This is a genomic window from Enterobacter sp. 22466 (genome assembly GCF_052044775.1).
Lineage (GTDB): Bacteria > Pseudomonadota > Gammaproteobacteria > Enterobacterales > Enterobacteriaceae > Enterobacter > Enterobacter dissolvens.
Window position 1 is genome coordinate 1 of the sequence record NZ_JBQENX010000018.1, and the last position, 20192, is coordinate 20192.

Here is a 20192-nt window from a genome sequence, read left to right on the forward strand (position 1 = left end):
GCGCAGAAAGCGCAGGGCAAGGACGGGGGCGCCGGCGCTGCCGGCGACGGCCACCTCCGGCGTGCCCGCGTGCAGGGAGGCGGGCATGGCGATCGGGCTCTTCATCAGGGACTCCTTTAGTATTCTGGTGCGTCAGCGGTCGCCCCAGCTCAGTCAATGAGCCGGGGTGGCACGTCTGACGCCGGTCGTGGGGAAGCACGGCTAGTGTGCGTTCTGGCGCGCCTGCACATCCGCTGCGGTGTCATTCTCATCCTCCGACACCGTAAACCACGGGAAGTACTGCGTGCGGCGCTCCCAGCCTGCGGCGGTGATCACCTTAAACACCCGGCCCATGGCGTCATACACCTGCGTGTCGGCGTAAATACCGTCACGGCCTGCGTCGCTGTACACCGGACGCCAGTCGTTCAGGTAGAACGGCAACCAGGTCCGCACCGGCTGCCCCTTGTTGTCATACTCGGTGCGGCCCGTAACAGCCCAGCGTACCGCCGCCTGAGTGGTCACCGCTTTACCGTCTTTGCCGGTTTCCAGCGCTCCCTCCGGCGTGCGCACAAACGCTTCCCCTGGCGGATTCAGCACCGATGTCTGCAGCAGACGGCCTGCCCCGTCGCTGTGCGTGATGCTCAGTCGCACCTGCTGCTCCGGGTCACCGTCGTATCGGTCTGTCTGCATACTGATAATGTGCGGCGGAACCCGGCCTTCGGTAATGTCGACCGGCAGACCCGATTCCGCCTGCCAGCGGCGGAAGGCCAGCTCCCCGGTGCGTTCGGGCAGCAGGTCGCCCAGCGCATCACGCGCAAACGGCATCCAGCTGTCCACCTCCACACGGTGCGCTGTGGCAACCGGCACGCTGCCTTTTTCCAGCGCCAGCATGCCTTCAACCGTATCCGGTACAGCAAACGCTCTCCCGCTGCGGTAGCCGGTCATCACGCCCTCTTCGGTACCGTAAAAACGGCTCTGCACCACCCGCCCCAGTGCGTCGGATATCGCCTCGTGTACGTTGTCGTTCGGGTCGGTCATGCGCACCGGCGCCAGGAAGCGCCAGTCGTATTCAAACGCCGTGCGAAGCCCGGCCGCATCCTGTACCGCAGTCACGGCCAGCCAGTGTTTATCCCACGTCAGTTGCGTTTCGCCCGTCAGCTCGCTGTCGCGCACCGCCGTCAGGCTGTAAAATCCCGGAGCACCGGCGTGTCGGGAGAAATTGTGACGTCCGGCATAAACCGGCATACCGTCTTCAGGCAGCGTCACCTGGTGATAGCCGCCCTTTTTCAACAGATCCTTCAGTTCCGCTTCCGTCAGCACCGCTTTAAGCGGCGTCAGAGAAGCTTCATCAAGCATGGTGGTTTCCGTATACGCCACCAGAGGCGGTCGTTGTGGGTTGTCCGTCAGCGTGCCGGCAGCATCACACCACATGGTACGCACATGTGACGCCAGCGTGGCTCTGCTCAGGTCATTCAGCGGCGACTCAGGGGACTGTAAACATTCCACATCAAACCCACCCAACGGCACGTCCGCTGGTGCTAACTGCAGCACGTCACCGCGCGCAGCGCTGACGAGGCCCGTCAGGTGGTCATTCCCCTGATGGCGGTTCACGACCGTCTGGCGTGAGAGCGTCAGCCAGACGTCGTCCTGCTGAGGGTCACGCGCGGCGGCTTCCAGCCCCTCGGGCAGCGTGGCCGGGTACGGTGAAGGCGTGACCGGCGGGCGACGCGGATAGCGGATATCCACGCTCTGCAGCGTGCTGCCGAACGCATCCTGCGCCAGCACCACCGACTGCGACACCACCGGATCCTGCGCGATACGCTCTGTGGCAAGGGTCAGGGTTTCCACCGGTGTCACCAGCGCAGCGGGGCGACCTGCATCGGCCGTATCGTACGCGCGCACCTGCCAGCGCTGCCGGGTGATGCTGTACGGAACTTCCGCGGCAACGCTGCCATCCAGGCCGTACACTTCGGTGCGGACTGGCACCCCTTTCAGCGCCCGCAGCAGCCAGCGCCGCACGGCTGCCTCCGGTTCATAAGGTGCATCCTGCGCGTCAGCGTTCAGGTGCGTAACTCGCAGCGGACGGACCGGGAAGTCCGTCTCTGCGCCGGTAAAGGCCCCCTCCACCTCCGCATCATATTTCTCCAGCCCGCTCAGAAACCAGGTATGGACTTCGGAGGGTGGCGAGCGCTCCGCGGCAGTACCCACCATTTCAGAGAGCGTGTCCGTCCGGATAAGGTGCGTGAAGCCGCGGAACTCCCGTTCCAGACCATCCCAGACGCCACGCAGGTAGCGCATTTCACTGCCTGTCACCAGCCCGCTGATGTCATCCACCGCCGTCACCCGACTCAGCATGTGCACCGGGAACGGCAGACTGCTGACGGCAGGCTTGCCCGCCGCCTTCAGCGCGGCCTTTTCATCGAGCCAGCCCTGGGCGGAACTGCGGTATTCAAACAGCGTGCGGCTGCCGGTGTTGGTGCATACCTCGGACAGCAGCCACGGGCGACCATCATTGAAACGATACAGCCAGGTGCGCGGCGTCATGTGCGGCACGGTAAGCATCAGGTCCGCCGTGCCCTGTCCGCGGGCATCTGTCACCTGCAGCTGGCAGGAGTTATCCAGCAGCACACCCGCCGGGGCCGGTACGGGAGGGCCTTCCACAAAGCGGTTTCCGCTCTGGCTGATGAACACACGCACGCGGTCGCGCTCCACGTAGAGAATGTCGGTGGTGCCCGAGCCGTCCGTGTCCCCGAGAAATACGCGGGACGCGGCAAAGTTTTCCACGCGGAATCCCGGGATGCTGAACGGTTCGGCAAAGCGACCGTGGCCCAGCGACGGCCAGCACATGACGCCGTCACCGGTTATCTGCACCAGGTGCTGCTGCCCGCTCCCCGCCGGATCGGTAAAGGCCACCATCCGGTGCTCACCACCCGCCACCGGCAGCGGCTGGCGCCCGTTGTACGCGGTGATTTCTGCCGGCAGCCAGCCGGCGCTGAGCGCAGAGGCATACAGGCGAACGCTTTTGGGTCCCACCATCACTACGTCCTGCAGGCCGCCGCCCGTCAGGTCGGCAAGCTGTGCGTCGGGATGCAGAAGCTCGGCGGGCATCGCTTCCAGGGGAATAAAGCCCCCCCAGCCGCCGTCCGGAGAGAGCGTGAAGCTGCCGTTGATACCCTGCCCGGTGACCAGCCACTCCGGGCGGCCGTCGCCGTCCAGGTCGGTCAGTGTTCCCCCCCGCAGGCCGGGCGACAGGGGGAGCACCCGTGCGGCCTCCCAGGTTACCGCGTCCGGGGTGCTGTCTGGCTGGCGTACCGGCGCGCGGTACCACCAGGCGCCGCTGTCCTGGTACAGCAGACCCGGTAATCCTTCACCGTACAGATCCGCCATCTGCCACTGCGGCGGGCTGAAGCCGTCCAGCGCCGGGACCGCCTCCCAGCCTGGTACGGCGCACCCGGGCTCACGCTGCGCAAACTCCACGGGGGGCAGCGTCAGCGGCGTTCCGTCCTGTTCGTACGCGGCCTGCTGCGCCGACAGCAGAAGGCTGGCCACCGCCGAATGCTGATGTGTCAGGTGCAGACGGGAAATCAGGGACGGCGTAACGTCTGTACCCCCCGCCATTATCGCCGTGCGCTGCCAGAGCAGTACGTCACGACACAGACGACGGGTGCGCACGTTGAAGCCGTAGCGCCAGAAGGAGGTGCAGTCTTTCCGCACCGGCCAGGTATTACCTGCTTCGACGGGGGGCAGGCCGGTGATATCCGTGCCGCGCTCGCCGTAGTCAAATTGCATATAACTCAGGAAGTCTTCCTCGCGGAAGGCCGCCTCCGGAATGAGGAGGGACAGTGAGTGCGCGACGTTCACGACGTAAACCGCATCCGGATAAATACAGGCCACCTGCGGGTGCGCCGCGAGCTCTTCCGGGCTACAGCCGTCGTTGTTCTCCGTGCGGTAACGGTACACCAGATGTCCGCCCGTGGCGCTCACCGTTTCTTCGGCGTACCAGCCCGCCACGCGGGAGGCATCCGCCGGGTCGCTGAGGCGCGCTGAGGCGGACCAGCCGTACAGGGTCAGGTTGCCGTCGGCGTCCCACTGTAGCCAGAAGCCCGGCGCCTCCGGCGTGGACTCATCCACCCAGTGCTCCAGCCGCGCTTCGCGTCCGCCGCTGCGCGAGACCCAGGGGGTAGCCAGCCAGACGGTGCCGTTATCTCCGGCGTACGGCAGCTTACTTTCTCGTCGTACGGAGCCTGTATCGCGCAGGATTTCCTCGCCGTCCGGCCCGGCCAGACGGTCGGCGGCCGTGTAGCGCGGAACACCAAAACGCGTCATCCGGAAAATGGCAGGCGGCGAGCAGTCCCAGCCGGCGCCAAAGGCACTGTTGCCGCCGCCGGAGCTGTAGTCCAGAGCGAGCGACGGGGAGAGACCGCGTCCCGATGGCAGCGGAAGTGGCAGGGACCAGCCAGCCGCGCCGTCGGCGCCGCCGAACGACAGCATGCCGCCGCCGGCCGACACGGTACCGCCGCCTTTGGGCAGCGACGGCGGAGTAAACAGCGGTTCCCGGCTGTTGCCGGAGGAAGTGCTTGCGGTTAAATCAGACATGGACCATTCCTTAAAAGCCCCCCTTCACTCTGAAGGGGCAGGAAAAATACCTTCAGAAGAGGGCGGTGCCCCCTCCCTGCTCAGCGCACAGTGTACTGAATATGCAGAATGACGTCGTTCAGGCTTTCCAGCAGGGCTTTTTGATCGCCCAGCGCATCCGCAAAGCTCAGGGTCATGCCCTTGTCGTCATTCACATCCAGCCCCTCAAACGGCAACCAGCGTGCACCCCAGCGTGCATCACCGGTACCGTCCGGAACAAACAGACCATTGTCCTGCAGAGCATATGAAATCGCACTTTCGTTACAGCCCGCCGGCAGCAGGTTATCCGCCACGTTGGTACGCAGGCGGGCACGTACGCTCTGATACGGCCCCAGCACTGCCGGCAGACTGACAGCAATGCTGCGGATGCGCTTCTGGCTGCTCTGCTTGTAGTCTGCTGCCACATCAAGGTCTTTCAGGCTGAAATGGATAGCCAGCCCAGTATTTTCCGCAATCTCTACTTTATTCAGCGCGGCACCAAACTCCCCGGAGCCGTTTTCCAGCAGCGAGCTCACCGCCTCGCTGAGCGTCAGTGGTGCATTACCTTCACCGTTCAGTTTTCCGGTAAAGAAGTCTGCCAGCGACACGGTACGCATCACCTCCAGGTCGCGTTTCTGGTGTCTCATCCACGCCATTTCCATCTGTGCCAGACTCAGCATCAGCCCCTCTCCGCTCATCAGCCCCGCCCAGGCGCCGTTCCAGGAGCCGGTTTTCAGGTATGAGGTGGTGTCATCTTTTTCCCACTGCAGGGATTTCTGCGCCATCAGACACAGGGACGTCGTCAGATCGTAGTACTGGTAGAAAATAGTCGCCAGCCGGCCGCGCAGCCAGCTGTACATTGCCTTACCGGTGAATTTGCTGTTGAATAATGCCAGTTGCGCTTTGGCATGCGCAGACTGGGTTTCCATATGCGCTATCTGCATCTGTGCCGAGGTCTCACGCACCGTCAGCGCGTCAAGCTGCGCCTGAATCACCGCAACTTCTTTCTCTGCCGAACGAGTCTGAATATCCCACTCTTCACTGCGACGGCGATACTGCTCTTCCTGCGCCAGACGGGTTGCCCCCGCCATGGTCATCTCACCATCAATGGTGATGCCCAGCGCAGTTGCCTCGGCCACTGCGCCCCATTTTGAGCCACCGTTTGCCAGACCGAACGTGTTGGCCGCCAGGTTCATGGCCGCCGCCGCAAGTATCGCCCCGCGGGCACCGGCAACCCGGGTTTGTCCCTGCTGCAGCTGGTTCATGGCCCGCAGTTCACCGCTGCTCATGCCTGCGTTGTACAGCGCCCGGTAGTGGTCATGTCTGACGCGGGCCGTTTCGAGGGATTTTTCCAGCGTAAGGCGTTCGGCCGCCAGCTCATTCAGGGTCTGCTTCTGCAGCGCGATGCTGCTGTCGGCAATTTCAGCGCCCTGGGTGTTGAGCAGTTCCGCCAGGGCTTCCGCATCCTGACTCACCAGAATCTGCTGCATGCTGCTACCAAACTGGATAAGCTGCGCGGCCATGCTGCGCGCACTTTCCAGCATCGGCGTGAAGCGCAGCGCCGGAATGGACGTGACGGACGGCAATTCACTGCCACTCCCTCCTTCCGCCGCCACCGCGGCCGCCAGCAGGGCCTTCGGGTCCGCCGGCGGGGCATACAGCGGCAGGTTCATCGGCTGCCCGTCAATGGTCAGGTTATGGCGCAAGTTGTACAGGCGAATATGCAGGGTCTCCCAGTAGCCCAGCATCACCTCATTGGCTTCCGGGAGGAACAGCGTGCTGCCAGCCACGGCCGCCAGCGGGATATCTTTCGTGCGGCGAATACTCAACGCCATCTGGCTGAGGGCGTCAATGCGGTCAGTAATGGCCTGCAAGGCCGAGGCCGCACCGAGCATCGGGTCGTCCCAGCCCTGATTCTGATCAATCCACGGAGCGTCCCCGAGTAAGCTCAGCGCACGACCATACCAGACTTTGGCCTCCGCCAGCGTATCGCGCTCCAGCTTACGGTAAGCCGCATCCCCCTTACCAATGGTGATATCCAGCAGACGCATAAAGGCGTTGAGCTTGTAGTGCATCGGGTCGTTCTGCGCCACTGCGTCCGGGTCGAAAGACTTCAGCGGCTCGTCGTTCCAGGCGGTATCTTCTTCCAGCGGACGGGTGTTCCACATTCGGGCCACTGGGGTGCCGTGGACGATATACCCGGACGGACTGAAGATGTACTTCAGCCACTGTTCCGCCAGGTCAAAACGCTCTTCCTGCAGGAAGCGCTGCATTACCATCATCGGGGTATAGTAGAACAGCTCCCAGAAGTAAATGGCGTTGGCGCCCCTGAAGTCCATAGTGCCACGCGCTTCGCCCGCTTTCAGCGGCGGCTCCGGCAGACTCTGGGTATCGTAGTTAAGAATAGCATCAATGCCGTTAACCGCTCTTTCGGTGAGCTGGCGGGCAAACAGGGTGTTCAGACGGGTGCGTACCCTGCCGCCGTGCTCCAGATACTGGGCGCGTTCACCGTCAGTAACCTCAGAACCGATAACATCGACCTTAAATGTGTCGCTGACCTTATACACCCTGAGTGTCCAGGTCCGATTCTTGCTGTTACCGCAACTGAGTGTCAATGTGTGGATGACCTGCTCCCCGCTGAACGTAAACGTCTTACCGGCCTGTGCAGGATAAGGTCTTTCAGACCAGACGTAACTCACAGCCCCCCTGCTAAAATCAAAATCAGTGGTTGCTATATAAGGGGGGGCGTCCTGTACGCCTGAAAGATGACTGGTTATCTGGGCCGCAGGAATAATCCCGGGGGCAACGCCTGCATATTTCGAGGGGGTTATCCTTATTTCTGGTGGATAGCCAAGTGCAACCCCCAGGCGGACGGATGCTGAGTAATCCCCCCTGCTATAGCGGAACACATAACCATTGATAGGATAGTTCTTGGTTGCAATTTCCAGCCTGGCTACCCGTTCTCTTTCATTCCCTCCGGCCAGCCGCTCAAACGGCGCCTTCTTCTCCGGCGTCGGAATATCAGCCACATGTGTCATATCGCCAACATCATAGGCAAATAAATACCCATATACCTTACCGCCAGACTCTACCTCCATGTACGCATAATAAGACTCGACTCGGACTGCTGCTCTAATCAGGTTATTTTCAGTCTGCAGTTCTGGATAGTGATTAACTAACTTTCTGAACGCGGCGGATTCCACCTCAGGTCGAGATACATCCACCACCTGGGTAAGACCCAGTTTTATTCTGTACTTATTTCCTGCCGTGTCTACATCGACAAGACTTATTTTAGGTGCGGCGATATCAAACTGACTAAAGCCAGCCGGAAGCGGGGACGGTCCGGTCAGGTGGTTTTCGACCGAGGGAGCGTGAGCCCTGAAGGGTTGCACGACCTTCCCTTTCGCCGTCTCATCCAGGAATTGCTTCAGCACGACCCAGTTAGCCCCCCCTACATCACTGACGCTGAAGGACATGTCTTCGAAGATATTGACCCCTGCGGTAAAACTTTCCTTATCTGCCGGATCCGTGCAATACACACCTGATATTATCGATTGCTGTATCACCCAGGTGGAAAGATATAGAGACAGGGGGAGGTTGTCCCCCAGCCACAGCTCCAGCTTATCCACGGTTTCTGGTGGGTATTCATAAACAGCGGGCATACTCCAGCCTCCGTCATAGCGCAACCAGGAAATTTTCAGCGCCCAGCCATATTCATACTTGTCTACTGAGCCATCATCTTTCCTTTTCGTGACATGCTCCTGGCGCTCAACCCACCCCAGATATAACCGCTCTTTATAAACCACCGGGCGAATCAGATTACCGAACGGCTGTGCTGAGCAGGTGATTTTCTCCCAGCCCGTCCAGGCGTTAGCCGGCAGCACTCCATCCTTGCTCCGCTTGCCTTCATCCACCGAACGCCACCAGAACTCACGGGGCGTTGACTGATTGCAGCCGACAAACCAGGTTTTCCCCTCCTCAGGATCTTCGCTGTCATGATAAGCGCTGATGGTCTCCAGGTTTGCCACCTCCTCAAACCCGGTCAGATATCCCATAAAGGCATCGCCCACCGTGTCGGTATTAATTTGTGCCTGTCCCAGCACCTGTAGCATGTCATCCATCATCCGGGTTTGCCCAAGGCGCACCGTCGGATCGATATAGTTTTCCGGGTAATACATCAGTTTCTGACCCGCAGCCCAGGAGCTATAACGTGCATTCCACTGCGTCCAGTCACGGAAGAACTGGCGGTCCAGGACATCGCGAAGTACAGACTGACTTTCCGGCGTGGCATCATTCAGGGTCAGCACACGGTGGATGAAAATCTGCAGCGATGCTATGGCCTCCGCCAGACGGGATGTTCTGACCTGCGGACCATTAAGGTTATCCGCCAGCAGGTAATTGAACAGCGCTTCCCGGTCCTCCACTACAAGCGTCCCGTGACGACTTATCAGGTAGCCGCTCAGCGCCGCACTCAGGCCAGGGGCCAGCACATCCTCCACGGCACGCGCCTGTGAGGGTGACAGTCCCGCCCAAAAGGCGTCAGCGACCCGCTTCCAGTCCGCCCACATCGGCGCTGATGTCCCGGGCTTGTAAGCCGCAGTCAGTTTCAGCATGCTTCCCATCACCATCGGCGTCACGCTGAAAACGCCGGACAGCCTGACCCACTGCATGATGGTCTGAATCTCATGGTGACTGGTCAGTTTGCCGGCATCGGCAATATCTTCAAGTGCCAGCGCCTCTTTCATAGCCTGGCTGACAAGCGTTTGACTGAGTCCGGATGCCTGCGCCAGCAGAGAAGCAGCGACGCCCCCGCTGCTGGTCAGCGCATTGATAATGCTGCCTCCGGCCCCGGATTTATCCGGCAGTGAACTCAGCCACTCGCTAAACGCAGTCAGGGCCATAATGACCGGTACGGTGCGGGGCAGGGAATGGGATGCGTCAACCCCTGCCAGCAGCCGTGCAGGACTATCAACAAACAGGCGAATAGCATCCGGGGTAATCCCCGTGGCGTGATAAATCAGCGCCAGCTGTGCCAGGGTGTAGGCAAGTTCCACATTGTCATCAGGTAAGCTGCTGCGAATCATCCAGTTGATTAATGCCCCCGCTGCGGTGTCGCTGTTGAGGCCGAGGGTGGCGGCAATCAGAGAGACAAGCTCAGGTTTTTCCGATTCCAGAAGCGCATCATAAAGAGAGTCTTCAGGCACAGAAGATGAATGGATATCCGTACCCAGCACCTCCAGCATCTGCTGAATAAAGTTGGTGATTTCGGCACTGGCCGGAATACCTTTGACACTCCGGGTCATCAGGTGCAGGTCATACACCGTCCAGTTGCGGGCATTCAGCCACTGGACGGTGGCGTAAAGACGGTCAAGCAGATCGTGCCAGGTATTGCTGGGCTCCCTCCAAAGTTCTACGGGCAGTCCCAGCATATTCAGCAACATCAGCAATTCATTCGGTGTCAGTCCATGTAATCGCGCCCACAGACTCAGGGTGTACAACATTGAAACTTCACCGTTATTTACCTGAGTACTGCCATGCGTGGTTTGACTATCCTGAATTTTTTTAAGAACATATAAACCTTCATCATCCGTACCAAAGGCACGTTTTAAAGTTGCTTTTATATCCGCGTGCGCGTTCGTTGCAAATTCAGGCGCCAGGTCGATTCTTATTTTATGGTCAGTTCGCAACCCACCTTCGATTAACGGTGGTGAATTAAACAACCTGTCAAACTGGCTGGATTCACTGCCGCGCGCTGTTGTTGAAATCCAGCAGCGTGACAGCACCAGGGCCTTTTCATGAGAAATGCCGTAGCGCTTCATCATCAGGGAGGCGCGGAACAACAGGTTCAGGGTTTCATCGGTTATCTGGCTGGGGTTAACGCTGTTGACAATATCTTCCAGTACCCGGGGAGAGAGGCCGGTCGCTTTGTACAGGCGGATGGCTTTGTTACGTTTGAGCAGGTAAACACTATCACCATGAACTTCTATTAAGTAAGTGCACGGGGCGCTACCTGTGTTTGTACCACCAAACTGGCGCCTTTTTACCGTAAATTTCAGTTCAGCACGCCCTTCAACCCCTTTCCAGCCGAATGCATATTCATAATCCTTACCTGTAGAGAAGGTTTCACTGCCATCATAACCAGCCGCATCTACAGTTAGTTCAGGGAAATCCCCCGTACCTTCAGTTATCGAGACCCTATCCATCCCCCCAGCATTAATACGAAAAATAATTTTCCATCGATTGCCACCGAGAGGGTACAACCTCAGATAACGGAATAAAGTATCTGGTCTCCCGGTGTGATTAATACGGTAAATCGCAGCATCAATCTGCGTAGTTAGCTCATTTTCATTATATTCTCCCTCCCTGATATCTCCTTTGATAAAGTATCGCAACTCCTCATCCGTCAGCCCATACCAGCGACGAGTTATTAACGGTTGTAGCATCGCCTCAGGAGGCATATCACCAAAATACTGCTTATATTTTGCTTCAGCATTCTCTTCGTTAATTTCATCCGTCAATAACTGATACAATGCCGGCGGAATATCGTACGCCATTGCTGCCAGCGCCGGGCCGCTCAGGTGCCTTGTCACTGCCGGAGCTGCCTGTAACTGAGTAAACTGAGGGTCTTGTTGTTTCTGTACCTGCCGCAGGCGCGTATGGTGGTGATGGTACGGCGTACCGCTGCTGGTGACATGCTCAGACAGCCCCGCCAGTACAACATCGTCCGTCAGCGCGGCCACATCCTCACTGCTGGCCATCATTCCTGTGCGGGCTTTTTCCAGCAATATCTCATTAGACAGGCTGAGAGCCGTAACCTCTGAGTCCATGTTATCCTGACTCAGGATCAGATTCTTCAGGTCAGGACGACGGGAATCTATATGCCAGGGATTGTCAGTTCTGAAGAGCGCCCTGGCTTCACGGTATAACTCCGTCAGATAAGCGGCCGGAGAAAACATGGACGAGACTTCGCCCGGATTCGCATAAACCCTTGCACGCCCGCCAAACCACTCCTCATAATCCTGCAGGGAGACATCCGGGTGCTTCAGCCCCAGGCGGATAGCCTTTGGCAACAGCGGTGAGGCGCGGGTCAGGATGCTTTTTTCCAGAATACGCAGGTCGTCGTACTCTTTTTTGGCCTCAGCGTGCAGCTGCTGCAGGTCGCTCCAGTCGCACTCCTGCTTCGCGTCTTTCAGATGACGGAAGATTTCCGCCGGGCTGTACAGCGCAAGGGAGGCTTTGCTTTTCACGCCGAGGGGGCCGGCAACGGTGCTGAAAGTGGTGTTCTGTACCGAAGTCATAACAATTCCTTACAGGTCTGAATGCCCCTCTGGCGGAGCGAAACGGGACGGATGCCTGTTAACTGTAGAAGAAAAGTAATGTTCCGGTGAACTTATGTTTTCATTGATTATCTCAGCAGATAATATCAGTACCATCTTTAACTGAATCGCTATAGGGCAGGATCGTCTACCGGGGTGGGGTCAGTCCAATGCGGAATTTGATGACCGTATTCAATCTCACCTTGAAAAAAATAAAAACTATTCCTTTTTCCGTTTCGTTGCCTACACTAATACTTCCATCCATGTTTAAGGATCACGGTAAATGATCGGAGATAAGCTGTACATCCCAAAAGAATTAAATAACGGGCAGCCATATAACACACAAGCAGATAATACGCTGACGGCCAAAATCAACAATATAGACTTTACGGCGGAGATCATTGGTGGGCGTTACGATGAAGATCCGCGGAAAAAACAGGAAGAGAAAAAATGGATAAGACGCTCATGGGGGCGAGGGCCATTGTTACCCACGGATACCGACCACACGCTGATCTTTATTTCCATCAATTGGGATATCGTGGGTGAACAGACCTACAACCTTGCCGATGATAACCCGGTGGTGAATGTCGGTTTTACCAACCGTTTTCCTGCGGCTGATGGAGATGAATTTAAGTTTCTGGTTCCGGTGACCTCGGGTTCGTTAACCATCAAACACGACGTTGAAACGCTTACCGCCGAAGGTACCTTTGAGTTTGTTGCCCGCCTCTTTCAGTCCGATGGAACAGTACTTCGTTTTGAGGTAAAAGAAGGGAAGTTTTTTGTCGGCCCGACGAAACAGGGTTCTGTCGCGTAAATGATGGCAAGTCAGAAAAAGTGGTGCTGTCGATTATTTTCCGTTCAGCCCCTTTGCCCTTCCGCCCAGAACGGCTGACGCATTTACCAATGTTGCAGAAGATAAACTAATAATACCGAAGTTCCTGATGTTGTCGGTAAAGCTACAGAGCAATGCATGCCTGTGTGGCTTACGCTGGCAATACACCTTCCCCGGGATGCTCTGCATCTCAAACAGATGCCTGAACGATTGCCATTGCCTGGAGGAAAGAAAGTTTAAATTAAAGCCAGAGCGTAACTCTGCCTGTACCGCCTGACCTTCCGTCTTCATCAGTTATGGCTCATGATGGCCGGGACGATAATTTATCTTACAGGCAAAGTAACAATTTTGGTGAGGCAACAGTGCGCGTTCGGTAACAAAAATGCTGAGTCAATGCGTACCGTTGATAATCGTCATGCGACTCTCTCCGTCATACTGAGCATTGCTGTTTAAGGGGGCATCCATCAGGCGCTTCTGTATGCCATTTTCCCGGGGCGATGCGTCCGGAAGGACTGTTTGGCACCTGCCGGCGACAGCCTGTGTTAATGCCATGTAATAGTGTAGACAGATTGCTCAGTATTGTTATCCGGTATGTGAATCCTGCGGGTCTGCCCCCCTCCGGCTCAACCCGGCCCGGAAGGGGGATCAGGTTCGCCTTCCTGCAAAGAACGTCAGGGTGTCGTGTTTGTGCTCAGCTACATCCGGACATCAACGGGTTTACCCGGTCTGACTTTATACAGCGGTTCATCCGGTGAGCGCTCTTCTTCAACAACGGCTAAATCATCCTCATCAAACCAGCGTTCTTTTATCTGACCGTCGGCGGCCAGATAATGTAGTAAATACTGATTACAGTGGCTGATACTCTCCGTTCGGGATTTAATATGCCCGGACTCACCGCTGACACTTATTTCCATATACTGACTGAGAGCATATCTGAATGACATAATGTTGTTCTCCTGTGTATCCGCACCGGCATAATGGTACGGTAACCCTTTCCTGTGCTACATTGTGAAATGCTGACGGAGAGTTATTTCTGCCCTGAGCAACAGTCGGAAATACGCAGGGAAAACATTGTTGTTGTCAATATTCTTCCCGCAGCCCGGGGGAACAGACGGTATTTCACTTTCGTTAATCATACCGGAGAACTTCATGGCAGTGGCCCGGGATGAATTCCCGGGCGCCAGGTGTTCAGGCGGATAATGATATTCAGATTGTCAATGAGCGTTACCAGGCAGCTTATCCGGCTGATGGGCGAATAACCTGCACGGGCAAAGGACGGAGGCAGCGGTGTCAGCTTTACCTGTGCCGCTTTATTCCGGACTCGCCAAAGCGGGACTGGTGGGTGGGGCAGTGCTCCAGGCCCGGCCACGTAGGGTTTGTGCAGCTGGCAATGCTGCACCGCTCCACGGTCAGGGGGACCATCTCCTGGCGAAAAACGGACCACTGTTTATCGCTCATGGAGGTGAGGCCCTGAGCAACAATCTGACGGAAAATACCCGCATGACGCGCGTCAGCAAAACCGTTTTCCTCACTGACAGCCCGCAGCCTTTCCAGTATTTCACCATAAGTCAGTTTGCCTGATTCCCGAATGAAAAAATCCTGCGCCATATTTCGCTCCTGCAACGGGTTCAACAATATCTGATTATATCAGGTTAACATCATAGCCGAAGACGGCTTGCAGGCAGGCCAGAAAGTACCGCATTCAATTTGCCGAAAACACATCGGTTATAAGGGCTATTGTATAAATAAAGAAAGTAGGGGCGCAGGTGATAATAAAGCAGCGTTCTGGAACTTTTTTGACTGGCACCGTAATATGTCGTGCCCCCCCTGATGCAGAAATATGCCTGCGAAAGCAAACCGGGCAAACCATTCAATCAACTTAAATGACCTCATGATTGATGCCTTATTAATGTTATGGTTTGTGGAAAGATACTGAATTTGTTCCAGACTTTTTACGTGGTGCTTTTCATGACCACGCCAGTAAGGTGTCATCCTTGTCTGTGAGTTACCCTGCGTTTGCGTTTGCGTTTGTTTTTCCGCATGGCTGTCCTTCAATTCACTTTACTGCCTGTTACCGGTGGGGAAACATTTTTACTTTCCTGTCTGGAAAAAAAAGAAGGGGAGGCTACGCTTTTTAGCATGGTCTTCCGGCTCTTCGCTATCTGCACGTAATGCCCTGCATGACCGCCAGCCTGTCCCGGTGTTAAGACATAAGGAATCTGACATGCGCCATCCCTTTTTGTTGCGTTAATCCTGACCATCCCTGACCAGACCCATACCTATTCTGCAATACCCTGCTGACTGGGCGAACCAAACCGTAAAGAGCAGTTATGACTTAGGAACAAAAAAATACTGTCAGCACTGTTGCCAGTAATTCCTCTTAACTAGCAGAGTGGGTTGGTTGGACAGAAAAGTGGGCCCAATAGCAGAATTTTTTGCCCAAACTCATGAGGTTAATTGCATGTCCAACAAAAAAAAATCGGGTGTTAAAACCAATAGTGTATTGCTTGAAACATTGCATCTGGAGAATCAAGCTGCAATATCCGTGTTGCAAAAACAAGGTATCCGGTCGGTTATGGATCTGGTACGTCTGCCGCAGTCGACCAGGCAAGGGGTTACTTCGTTGCCAGAGTTACAGGTTCTTAACAACCTGTATCAACGGGCTTTGCCACTGGCAGTGACGACGGCACGGCAATTTCGCGAAAAAAGGCTTGTGGGAACCGTACGTCGCGTGCTGGAAAACCGTTCGGGTATTCAGTCGTTGGTTGAAGGGCCAACCTATGAAAGTCAGTTTAATGAGCCCTGGGGGGCATTCAGTTTGCCCGGCGCCATTGACTCAACCCAGGGACCTGTCGCTTATCTGACTTCGCTGTATCGCTATCTGACAGAGGAACTGGAAGTTATGCCAGGTAGCGAAAAGGAGAAACGAATCAAATTACTCAGCCGCCGTCCGGATATTCCGGAGTTGCTCCTTGATGAAAGCGCGCTTAACAAAGTTGAACCTGCTATCAGTATTGTAAACAGGATACTGGAGCGGGCCATTGCTCAGAAGGTGGAACCTGACCCGACGATTCATGATGTAGACGAAGCGTTGTCATTAGCACGCTATCCAATGAATCTTCCTTTCGAAAGATATATGTCGCAAATTTTATATGTGACCAAAAAAGGCCATTCTTCACCTGGCGATGTGAGCCGTGCCTGTGACCCGAATTATCCTTATTTTGTTGCTATGGGGTTAACGTCACCACTTGCTGAAGATGCGATGAGAATGGATTCGCAGTTAGGGCCGATGCAGCAGGAAATTTTAATTGAAACCCCTTATCTGCCCGGGACGTTTTCCGGTAAAAGAGTCAGCCCACGAACCGGCGCAAGAACGGAAACATCAATTCTGAACGATGCATTTTATAAGCGACATTATGGTGTCAATAATGGTGAAGTGCTGAAAGATATCCGTGAGTTCTGCCGTCGCACGGACACCAGGCAGGAAGACATTGAATCACTTTTTTCTGTTGAACGTTACTCGCCTGTAGCTTCCCCCAATATCCCTGGTCTGGCACCACCTACACCAGATGTGTTCGGTTCAGTTTTTATTAATAGTGCGGGTAATGGCCATGCTGCCGTATCGACGAATGATAAGGGAGACCTCCATAAGATCACCGGTGTGGATATTTCCCACTTTGACCGCATTCAGCGTTTGATCCGCCTGTCGCGTTGGCTCGAATTGCCGTTTGATCAAACCGATCGCCTGCTTATGGCTGCGATACGGATTGAACAGCAGGGAAAAGAGAAGCCGGAAATTATACCAACGGAAAATACGTTACGTTCACTGGGCCTGTTTCGTCGGCTTCGCAAGGACATCGGGATCACCGCTGAGGATTTCGCTGCACTGTTTGAAGGCCCCGCCAGATATGCCCGGGGTAAGGAGGTGACGCAGTTTGACCGTATTTTCAATCGCAGCGAACGCTATACCGAACCGCTGGAGCTGGACGGCCAGGATTTTACCATTATTCCCAGGACTCAGGAGCAACAGGCAAGAATTAACCGTTTGTGCAGTGCGATCGGTATTGGTTTTGAGACCTACCAGTATCTGGCTCGCTTTATCTACCAGGCAATGAATAACTCTGGTGAACATCAGGACTGGGATGGCGAAGAGAAGCTGGCCTGGAGCTACGACGTGGTCTCTGCGTTTTACCGCCTGAATATTTTACCGCGCTACCTGGGGATTTCTGCCATTGAGGCGGTGGCGCTGTTGCAACTGCTAACGGAACAATCTCCACAATTTGTGAACCGTCTTGCTCAGCCAAGAATTTCAGCCGGTGGGCATTCGGAAATTACAGACACCCTGAATGTCATTCAGGCGTTAACGGATGCCGTACTTTGGTGTCAGAAGCACCAGCTAGACGTTTCATGGCTCCACCAGACTCTGCTGCCAGCTGCACCACCCACCGAGCCGACGTTGTTGCATAACCAAATGGTTCGACAAATTACGGCGGGTAGCGAGGCTGTTTTGCTGACGCAAAATGGCTTCCTGCAGGCTGGGTTACCTGAGAGCCAGCAAAACGGGACTGCAATCAGTTGGCTTGGGGAGTTAGCGGTCCTTATCAACGGAGCCGGTATTGTTTTCGAATTCCCTAGCGACTTTAGCGACCACGTTGAGCTGGAAATTAAAAAGATTGTAGACCGGTTGGATTTTGATGATCCTTCAATGGTACTGAAAGCAACAAGCGTGATCCTGGATGCTAAAGCGTCACAGGATTCACTGGTTTATGAAGCTATCGGGAATGCGCTGGAGCTCACGACTTCTCAGGTCAGGGAAATGCTCCCCTGGGCGAATGCAACGGTTGCAATGGTACTGGAACACATCATCTCTATGCTAAATCCCCAGGGAGAGGAAGAGCCGGTGGTCAGTGCGGAGCTTATTGCCATGCTCAGCCGGATTGAAATTCGGGCAGCAGTGGTGAGAAAACTGAAGCTGTCGGCCCATGCGTTAAAACTGTATCAGGAACATTCTCAGATTTTTGAGAGAAGTATATTTTCTCTGCCTGCACAGGCTAACCCTGGCGTGTCGTTAAATTTACTGTTTGCTTTTGTTGAATATCAGCAGGTTATTAAAGGGGCCCAGCAGCCTGAAGAGACTATTATTGAATATCTCACACTGATTAATTCGCTTGATGAAAATGTTCTTACCCCCGAAACATTAGCGTTAATCAGAGATGAAGCCGCCGTGCTTATCGCCGGGTTCACTGGTCTGAGTATCCGGGTGGTTATTGATATTGCACAGGAAATCAACGAATCCGGATTACTTAAGACGGTGCGTGACCTTGAACGATTACTGCGCGTCAGGGGGCTGTGCGATAACCTTTTACTGGATGCAGATGCCATCTTTAGTCTGGGAAAGCTAACGCCCACCAGCAGCATCAGCGATTTCCGGGCAGCGGCGCAGAAAGCATTAAGTTGTCTCGCACTGGCTGATAACGCCGTCAGCCGAAGAGATGCGGATGAAATGGGCCAGAGCCAGACCTCCACGATTGGTGTCGATACAGACACTCTGGTCGCTAACAGTGAGGATCGCACAATAGTCAGAGTGATGATTCGCGATCTTATGGGAATACCAAGGAAGAATATCAATGTTCTCTGGAGTACATCGCTGGGATCATTGAGCGGAGAAGAAGAAAAAGGGGAAGGTGTTGTTACTGAAGTGGAGTCTGTCACGGATGATGACGGCATTGCCACCGTGTGGCTTCATCCAGAACAAATTCAGGGTGCTGCCAGGGTAGTTGCGCGTTACGGTCTGAACAGTTCCCTGACAGCAACGCCGGTTGCTATCACTTATGACAAAAATACCGTAAAAATTACGGTTGTGGACGGTTATCCGATGCCAACGGCAGCCAATGCAGGGGCGCTGGAATCCATTGAATATCGAGCATTGGTTAAGGATGGCTATGAGAATCTGGCGATGGGTGAGCAGGTACGCTGGAGTGTTGATATCGCTGCACCGCAGTTTTCCCCGCTGCTCGCTGTAGCTGATAAGAATGGCGTTGCCCGCACCATGCTGAAAACCCTGCATCCTGAGGAAGATGCTGTTGTTGTAGCTGAGTGTAGCTCTAATGGCGTAAGCGTGGCGTTTGCCCCAGTGGTATTTAAAGATATCCCTTGGCTGGCAAAACCCCAAATGGAAAGCAAGTTGTACCGAAATGTACCGCATGAGGTTACCTGCCGGGCGTATTCGATCGACGGTCAGCCGTTGGCTGGAGTGATAATCGAATGGAAAGTTATTCAGGGAGAAGCTGAGACGATAACCTCCTCGGTAACAAACGAGGACGGTATTGCCACACAAAGGGTAGTGCCGACTGCGACCGGGCAATTGCAAATAGCAGTAAGTGGTAAAAAAGATGAATATATTTTGCCTGCAGTTAAATCTAACGTTGTGGTTGTAGGTTATCTGGCTGTGACTGAAAAACGACCTGTGGAGGATATTAATTTATCCGCGTTGCCTGGCTCTAATGTGGTAGAACTCCCTGAGTTTAGTATCAAAATTAATTATGAGAGAGAGGGGGTGGGTATTATATGGATGATTGATGGTGAAGCGATAGATACCTGCCCTACCGATTTTAATGGCCGTTCAGTATTCCAGCCAGGAAAAATTGAATTTGAGGGGCGTTCGGAGCTAACTGTAACAGCCAGCTTTAAAGATGAGGTTGAATGTTATTTTAAAGTAAACATTATTGAAGGTGTAATGTTTGAATTTGTTATTCCTGAACAAGACTCTATAGCACAAAGGGATTTCGCAGAGGGCTTATACTTTATAAGTGTGACTCATAAATCTGCATTAAAGTTTCGTGCATATATACCCTCAACAGGTGAACCAGTAAATAATATTCCTTGCAAGGTGACGTTAATTAACCATAATGAGAGGTTTTTCACGGTTTCTTCATCCATCCCATGGGATGAGGAAATATTAACTGATGATGATGGTCTTTTGTCAATGGATATTACCCCAGCTATCCAGAAAGGTAATTTGGATGGTTTTTTATGTGATTTCAGTATACAAGTTCATGCGGGTGGGAGCGTTATTGGAACCATCAATATGGCCGTTTCTGTTTTCTATGAAAGAATTAATTTATGGAATTTTTCTTTACTATATTTACAGCCTACCGGTCATGGTTATGGGATATCTCCGACAGATAGTTGGCCAAATTCCGATGTTAAGATCCCTGTAAATGTTTCGGTGAGGACCTCACGAAATATGGAATTGGTTTCTACATACTTCGCATTTACAGGTAACGCACACGGGAGCCATGCTCCAGCCCTCTTAACTACGCCTAAAATACCTTTATTATTGCCTATTTCCGGGGATGTTGTAACAATTACTTATAATCAATTTTCTGTGAATGGTCTGCCATTAATATTCCCTGATGGAGCGGAATCTATGGATGGTATATATCACTGAA

General features: G+C 54.5%; 7 protein-coding genes. 2 read left to right on the top strand and 5 right to left on the bottom strand.

Going from position 1 to position 20192, the window contains the following annotated elements; all coding sequences use genetic code 11:
* Nucleotides 1–201: 201 nt before the first annotated feature.
* Nucleotides 202–4575, bottom strand: a complete 4374-nt coding sequence (locus tag ACTJJI_RS25310) for a SpvB/TcaC N-terminal domain-containing protein (RefSeq protein ID WP_440656088.1) — start codon at nt 4573–4575, stop codon at nt 202–204.
* Nucleotides 4576–4655: 80 nt separating this feature from the next.
* The gene (locus ACTJJI_RS25315; RefSeq protein WP_440656090.1) at nt 4656–11891 is read right to left on the bottom strand and encodes a neuraminidase-like domain-containing protein; all 7236 of its coding nucleotides are present in this window, start codon (nt 11889–11891) and stop codon (nt 4656–4658) included.
* A 301-nt stretch (nt 11892–12192) separates the two neighbouring features.
* On the opposite strand from ACTJJI_RS25315, the gene ACTJJI_RS25320 reads away from it, so the two are divergent.
* Nucleotides 12193–12723: a hypothetical protein gene (locus ACTJJI_RS25320; protein WP_440656092.1), complete on the top strand. Its 531-nt coding sequence runs from the start codon at nt 12193–12195 to the stop codon at nt 12721–12723.
* 33 nt (nt 12724–12756) lie between these two features.
* Here ACTJJI_RS25320 and ACTJJI_RS25325 read toward each other — a convergent pair whose 3' ends face one another.
* From ACTJJI_RS25325 to ACTJJI_RS25335, 3 genes are all read right to left on the bottom strand, one after another.
* Nucleotides 12757–13032, bottom strand: a complete 276-nt coding sequence (locus tag ACTJJI_RS25325; RefSeq protein ID WP_440656094.1) for a hypothetical protein — start codon at nt 13030–13032, stop codon at nt 12757–12759.
* A gap of 404 nt (nt 13033–13436) precedes the next feature.
* Nucleotides 13437–13685, bottom strand: coding sequence for a hypothetical protein (locus tag ACTJJI_RS25330; RefSeq protein WP_323283303.1), 249 nt, complete (start codon nt 13683–13685; stop codon nt 13437–13439).
* Between the two features lie 352 nt (nt 13686–14037).
* A complete protein-coding gene (locus ACTJJI_RS25335) occupies nt 14038–14349 on the bottom strand; it encodes a hypothetical protein (protein ID WP_440656096.1) in 312 nt (103 codons plus the stop codon).
* A gap of 853 nt (nt 14350–15202) precedes the next feature.
* On the opposite strand from ACTJJI_RS25335, the gene ACTJJI_RS25340 reads away from it, so the two are divergent.
* Nucleotides 15203–20191 carry a Tc toxin subunit A gene (locus ACTJJI_RS25340; RefSeq protein WP_440656098.1) on the top strand — a complete coding sequence of 1663 codons (4989 nt, stop codon included), beginning with the start codon at nt 15203–15205 and terminating at the stop codon, nt 20189–20191.
* Nucleotide 20192: the final 1 nt, after the last annotated feature.

Coding starts and splice junctions, on each gene's coding strand:
- ACTJJI_RS25310 (WP_440656088.1), bottom strand. CDS start 4,575: ATGTCTGATTTAACCGCAAGCACTTCCTCCGGCAACAGCCGGGAACCG.
- ACTJJI_RS25315 (WP_440656090.1), bottom strand. CDS start 11,891: ATGACTTCGGTACAGAACACCACTTTCAGCACCGTTGCCGGCCCCCTC.
- ACTJJI_RS25320 (WP_440656092.1), top strand. CDS start 12,193: ATGATCGGAGATAAGCTGTACATCCCAAAAGAATTAAATAACGGGCAG.
- ACTJJI_RS25325 (WP_440656094.1), bottom strand. CDS start 13,032: ATGAAGACGGAAGGTCAGGCGGTACAGGCAGAGTTACGCTCTGGCTTT.
- ACTJJI_RS25330 (WP_323283303.1), bottom strand. CDS start 13,685: ATGTCATTCAGATATGCTCTCAGTCAGTATATGGAAATAAGTGTCAGC.
- ACTJJI_RS25335 (WP_440656096.1), bottom strand. CDS start 14,349: ATGGCGCAGGATTTTTTCATTCGGGAATCAGGCAAACTGACTTATGGT.
- ACTJJI_RS25340 (WP_440656098.1), top strand. CDS start 15,203: ATGTCCAACAAAAAAAAATCGGGTGTTAAAACCAATAGTGTATTGCTT.